Here is a 4,594-nt window from a genome sequence, read left to right on the forward strand (position 1 = left end):
CCGAGCAAAGCGAAAAGAACATTAAGACCATGGGCATGGGCCTGGGCGGCGTCACGGGCGCCTTTGTCGGCATCAACCAGTCACTGGCCCCGGCCCTGGAGATGAACCGCGCCCTGGGCGAGGTTAAGTCCCTGGGCGTGGCCGAGGACGCGCTGACCGCGCTGAATCAAAAGGCGCTTGAGTTCTCCATGACCTATGGCGAAAGCGCCCGGGACTTTGTGGCCTCGGCGTACAGCATGGAAGGTGCCATCAAGGGCCTGACCGGCACCCAGTTGGCCACCTTTACCAACTCCAGCAACCTGCTGGCCAAGGCCACCAAGTCGGACGCCGAAACGACCAGCGCCTACATGGGCACCATGTACAACCTGTTCAAGGGCCAGGCCGACGCCATGGGCAAGGGCGAATGGGTCGAGAAGCTGACCGGCCAAACCGCCCTGGCGGTGAAGCTGTTCCGCACCGACGGTGCCCAGCTCAAGGACGCGTTCAAGGAAGTGGGAGCCATCGCCACCGCCAGCGGCGTGGGCATTGCCGAGCAGTTCGCGGTGATCGGCTCGCTGAGCAGCACCATGGAAGGCGGCGACGCCGGCGGGCGCTACAAAGCGTTCTTTGAAAACCTCGGCGCCGCTTCGCAGAAGATGGGGATGAAGTTCACCGACAGCCAGGGCAAGGCTCTGCCAATACTCGACATCATGGCGAAGCTGGAAGGCAAGCTGGGCGACCTGACCAGTGCTTCGGCCAGCGCCAAGCTGATGGAGGCGTTTGGCGGTGAAGGTGCCCAGGTCATCGGTGCCCTGGCCAAGGACAGCGACCGCCTGCGCAACAGCATGGACAAGCTGGGCAAAGTCCGCGGGCTTGAGGAAGCCAAGAATATGGCTGACGCCATGGTCGACCCATGGCAGCAGTTCGGCGCCGCTGTCGAGGCGCTGCGCATTGTCTTCGGCCAGGTGCTGCTGCCGATCCTGACCCCGGTGATGGCAAAGCTCAGTGCAATCGCCAGCACCCTGGCCCGTTGGACCCAACTGTTCCCGAACATCGCACGGGTGATCGGCATCGTAACGCTGACCATTCTGGCCATCATCGCCGCTATGTCGCTGCTGACGTTCACCGTCGGCGCTTGCCGCATGGCCTGGCTGGCCATCGTAACTGTCTGGAAAGTGGTGCAGATGGTCAGTCTGCGGACCACGGCGGTGTTCCTGCTGCAGAAGCTGCTGATGCTGACCTATATCACCGTGATCTCGTTGCTGACCGTGGGCCTGGGCCTGGTTCGCGGCGCCATGCTCATGTGGCAGGGCGTGATCTGGTTGGTCAACGCCGCACTGCTGGCCAACCCGGTGGTGTGGGTGGTGATCGGCATCATGGCCCTGGTCGCGGCGGTAATCGCCGCCGTTGTGTATTGGGACGAATGGACGGCCGCGCTGATGAACAGCGAGGCGTTCAAGTGGGTCAGCGACCAACTGACCGCGCTATCGGAGTGGTTCAACTCCATGGGCGGTTGGTCCGGCATGGCGAAGGCGGCTTGGGACGGGATCGTCGGGGTCTTCTACAAGGCGATCAACAGCCTGATCGAGATGATTAACGCCATTCCTGGCGTGAACATCGAGGCCCGCCTGGGCGACATGCCGACCATCCCCGGCGCCGAGCAGGCGGTGAACGCTGCAGACATGGCCAGCGCCTCGCAAAAAGCCCAGCAGACCATCAACGCGGCTATTCCAAGCCTTGCGCCGGCACGGCCCAACGCTGTGCCGCCTGGCGGCCTGCTGACCAGCATTCAGAACAACAGCAGCCAGAACAAAGGAACCCATGTGGAGAACGTGAACATCCACACCGGCAAGCCCATGAGCCCGCTGGAGCTGGAAAACATGGTGAGCATGGCGGCCGGCGGATGAGCGAATACATAGACCTTTGGATCGTCGACAACGACCTGGTGTTGGATCCGTCACGACAGCCGCTGCTGATCGAGGACCGGGCCAGCATCGCCCAGGACATTGCCCACATGATCCGCGACAGCGGCCTGCTGGTGACCCTGGTCGCCGAGCGGGACCGCCTCAAGCAGCGCGACTGCATCCAGCAACTGGAGCTGCTTGTGGAGGCCGACGAACGCCTGGTGCCCGGGACCGCGCTAATCACTCAGCTGCAGCCCGGGCAGTACCTGGTCACGGCCACAACCCTGAAGTTCGGTGACGTAGAGGTGACCCTTTGAGCGACGTAGATTTTAAGCAGGCGCTGACCGATGCCGGCATTCCGACCACCGAGGCCGGTCTGCGCCAGGCCTGGGAGGCCGAGGTAGCGGCCCAGGGCAGCAAACTGAGCAACACCAGTGCCTATTCGCCGTTCTGGCGGGTTGTCACCGCCCTGGTAACCAAACCGGTGATGTGGATCCTGGACTTTTTTGTCAGCACCGTGCTGCCTAACTTTTTCGTCAAGACCGCCAAAGACGCCTGGCTGGACATGCTGGCCTGGGCGGTGAACGTCGAGCGCAAGGGCGCGACCAAGGCCCAGGGCGTGCTGCTGTTCACCCGCACGGCCGCCGGCGGCGCCCTGGTAGTGCCGGCCGGGACGGTGATCCAGTCGGCCGCGATCAATGGCCACGTTTACCAACTGGTCACCACTGTGGCCGGCGCGTTCACTGATGGGCTGATGCAGTTGGAGATCCCGGTGGAAGCCGTCGACACCGGCTCAGGCTACAACCTGGCGCCCGGGTATTACGCGATTCTGCCAGTCCCGGTACCGGGCATTGCCCAGGTGGTGAACAACGACGGCTGGCTGAGTACACCAGGTGCAGATCCTGAGCCCAACGACGAGCTGCGCCTGCGCGTGCGCAACCAGTTCTCGGCGGTCAACCAGTGGCACACCGACGCGGTCTATCGGGCGATGATCTCGGCCTTCCCGGGCGTTCGCCCTGATGGCGTGTACTTCGAGCACGGCGCACCACGTGGCCCGGGCAGTGCCAATGCATTTGTACTGTTCGACGCCGGCGTGCCGGCGGAAACGTTCCTGGAAGAGATCAACGCCCATATCCGCGACCAGGGCAACCATGGTCACGGCGATGACCTCCTGGTGATGGTGATGCCGGAAACCTTCCACGCGCTGCAGGTGGAGATCTGGCCGCGCTCAACCCTCACGGCCGAGCAGCGGCAAAAGCTCCAGGCCGACGCCGAGCAGTTCATCAGGGCCGCGTTCCGCGAGAGCAGTGCCAGCGACTACCAGCCGACGTTGACCTACCCGCAATCGCGGTTTTCTTTCAGCCGCCTGGGGGAAGAGCTGCACCAGCAGTTCGCCGGCATTGAGTCGCTGCACTTCACCACCGACGACATTCTGGCCGAACTGAACATCCCCCGGATCCAGAGCCTGCAGGTGGTCCTGCATGATTAAGCTCAATCTGAAGTTCTGGCTGGCCGGCACCGAGCTGACCAAGCTCAAGCAGGCCGCCCAGGCCTGGTGGGAAAAGGTCGAGGACTGGTTGCGCTGGCCGCTGCTGCAGCTGGACGCCGACACCTGTCACCTGGTCGTGCTCGATCTGCTGGCTTGGCAGCGGGATATCACTCGCTTCAAGGGTGAACCCGAGGGCCTTTACCGACTGCGGGTCAAACACGCCTTTATCAACGCCGTGGACGCCGGCAGCACCGCAGGCATGAAACGCATCCTGGAACGCTTGGGCGTGGGCTACGTCGAGATCGAGGAGCGCCAACCCGACCGAGACTGGGACGTCGTGCTGCTGCGTTTCTCCGACTCCCAACTGTCGCAGAACCCCGAGCTACTGCGCGTGCTGATTCAGCAATACGGCCGCACCTGCCGGCGCTATGACTTTTCGACCATCACCCCCGTGCGCCTGTCCGCCGCCATCGTCCACTTTCACGACGACCAGCAAACGCTGGTCGCCAGCCTGTAGGAGCCCCCATGGGAGCCAGCATTACCCTTGCAGGTGAAAACCTGATCGCCCAGAAACAAGCCGCACACGCCGGGCTGAAAGTGGCCCGGTTCATCTTTGCCAACGTGCCCGGGTTGGACCCGAGCGGACCAGTGGATCGCGCTGCCGCCAAGCCTGCCGCCGCGCAGATCGTGTACACACAGCCGATCGGTGACGACCAGGCCGGCTACGTGAACCCTAACCAGGTGGTCTACAGCGCCAAGATCGGTTCGGACACCGGCGACTGGGACTTCAACTGGATTGGCCTGGAGACGGCCGAAGGCGTGTTGTTCGCGGTTGCCCATGTACCGCTGCAGCAGAAGCGCCGCAACATCCCGCCGCTGCAGATCGGCAACAACCTGACCCGCAACTTCCTGGTGGTGTTCGACGGCGCCCAGGCGCTGACCGGCATCACCATTGACGCCAGCACCTGGCAGCACGACTTCACCGTGCGCCTGGCGGGCATCGATGAGCGCGAGCGCCGTAGCAACCGCGACGTGTTCGGCCGGGCCTGTTTCTTTGGCAGTTCGCTGCAGGTGGAAAAGGTCGGAGGCGTGTACCAGGTCAAACCCGGGACGGCCTATGTGGAGGGCATCCGCATCGAGCGCACGGCGGCCTTGGACATTGTGCCGCCGGCATTCCCCACCACCGCCTGGGTGGACGTCTCCCTGCAGCGTGAGCTGAGCG

5 protein-coding genes are annotated in these 4,594 nt (G+C 63.7%); all 5 read left to right on the top strand.

The window, feature by feature from the left end:
• Nucleotides 1–1,886: phage tail tape measure protein (locus tag M1B35_RS31630; protein WP_268264042.1), on the top strand; the 1,886-nt coding region annotated here is incomplete at its 5' end.
• The gene (locus M1B35_RS31635) at nucleotides 1,883–2,200 is read left to right on the top strand and encodes a DUF2590 family protein (RefSeq protein ID WP_268264043.1); all 318 of its coding nucleotides are present in this window, start codon (nucleotides 1,883–1,885) and stop codon (nucleotides 2,198–2,200) included. The genes M1B35_RS31630 and M1B35_RS31635, both read left to right, overlap by 4 nt.
• Nucleotides 2,197–3,372: a baseplate J/gp47 family protein gene (locus tag M1B35_RS31640; protein ID WP_268264044.1), complete on the top strand. Its 1,176-nt coding sequence runs from the start codon at nucleotides 2,197–2,199 to the stop codon at nucleotides 3,370–3,372. Before M1B35_RS31635 ends, M1B35_RS31640 begins: the two co-directional genes overlap by 4 nt.
• Nucleotides 3,365–3,889 carry a phage tail protein gene (locus M1B35_RS31645; protein ID WP_268264045.1) on the top strand — a complete coding sequence of 175 codons (525 nt, stop codon included), beginning with the start codon at nucleotides 3,365–3,367 and terminating at the stop codon, nucleotides 3,887–3,889. The genes M1B35_RS31640 and M1B35_RS31645 overlap by 8 nt, the downstream gene beginning before the upstream one ends.
• An 8-nt stretch (nucleotides 3,890–3,897) precedes the next feature.
• A partial coding sequence (locus tag M1B35_RS31650; RefSeq protein ID WP_268264046.1) for a phage tail-collar fiber domain-containing protein occupies nucleotides 3,898–4,594 on the top strand: 697 nt, incomplete at its 3' end.

This window comes from Pseudomonas morbosilactucae (assembly GCF_023241665.1).
GTDB lineage: Bacteria > Pseudomonadota > Gammaproteobacteria > Pseudomonadales > Pseudomonadaceae > Aquipseudomonas > Aquipseudomonas morbosilactucae.

What these genes read in the sequence shown, in the direction of transcription:
- M1B35_RS31635 (WP_268264043.1), top strand. Translation starts at nt 1,883, where the DNA reads ATGAGCGAATACATAGACCTTTGGATCGTCGACAACGACCTGGTGTTG.
- M1B35_RS31645 (WP_268264045.1), top strand. Translation starts at nt 3,365, where the DNA reads ATGATTAAGCTCAATCTGAAGTTCTGGCTGGCCGGCACCGAGCTGACC.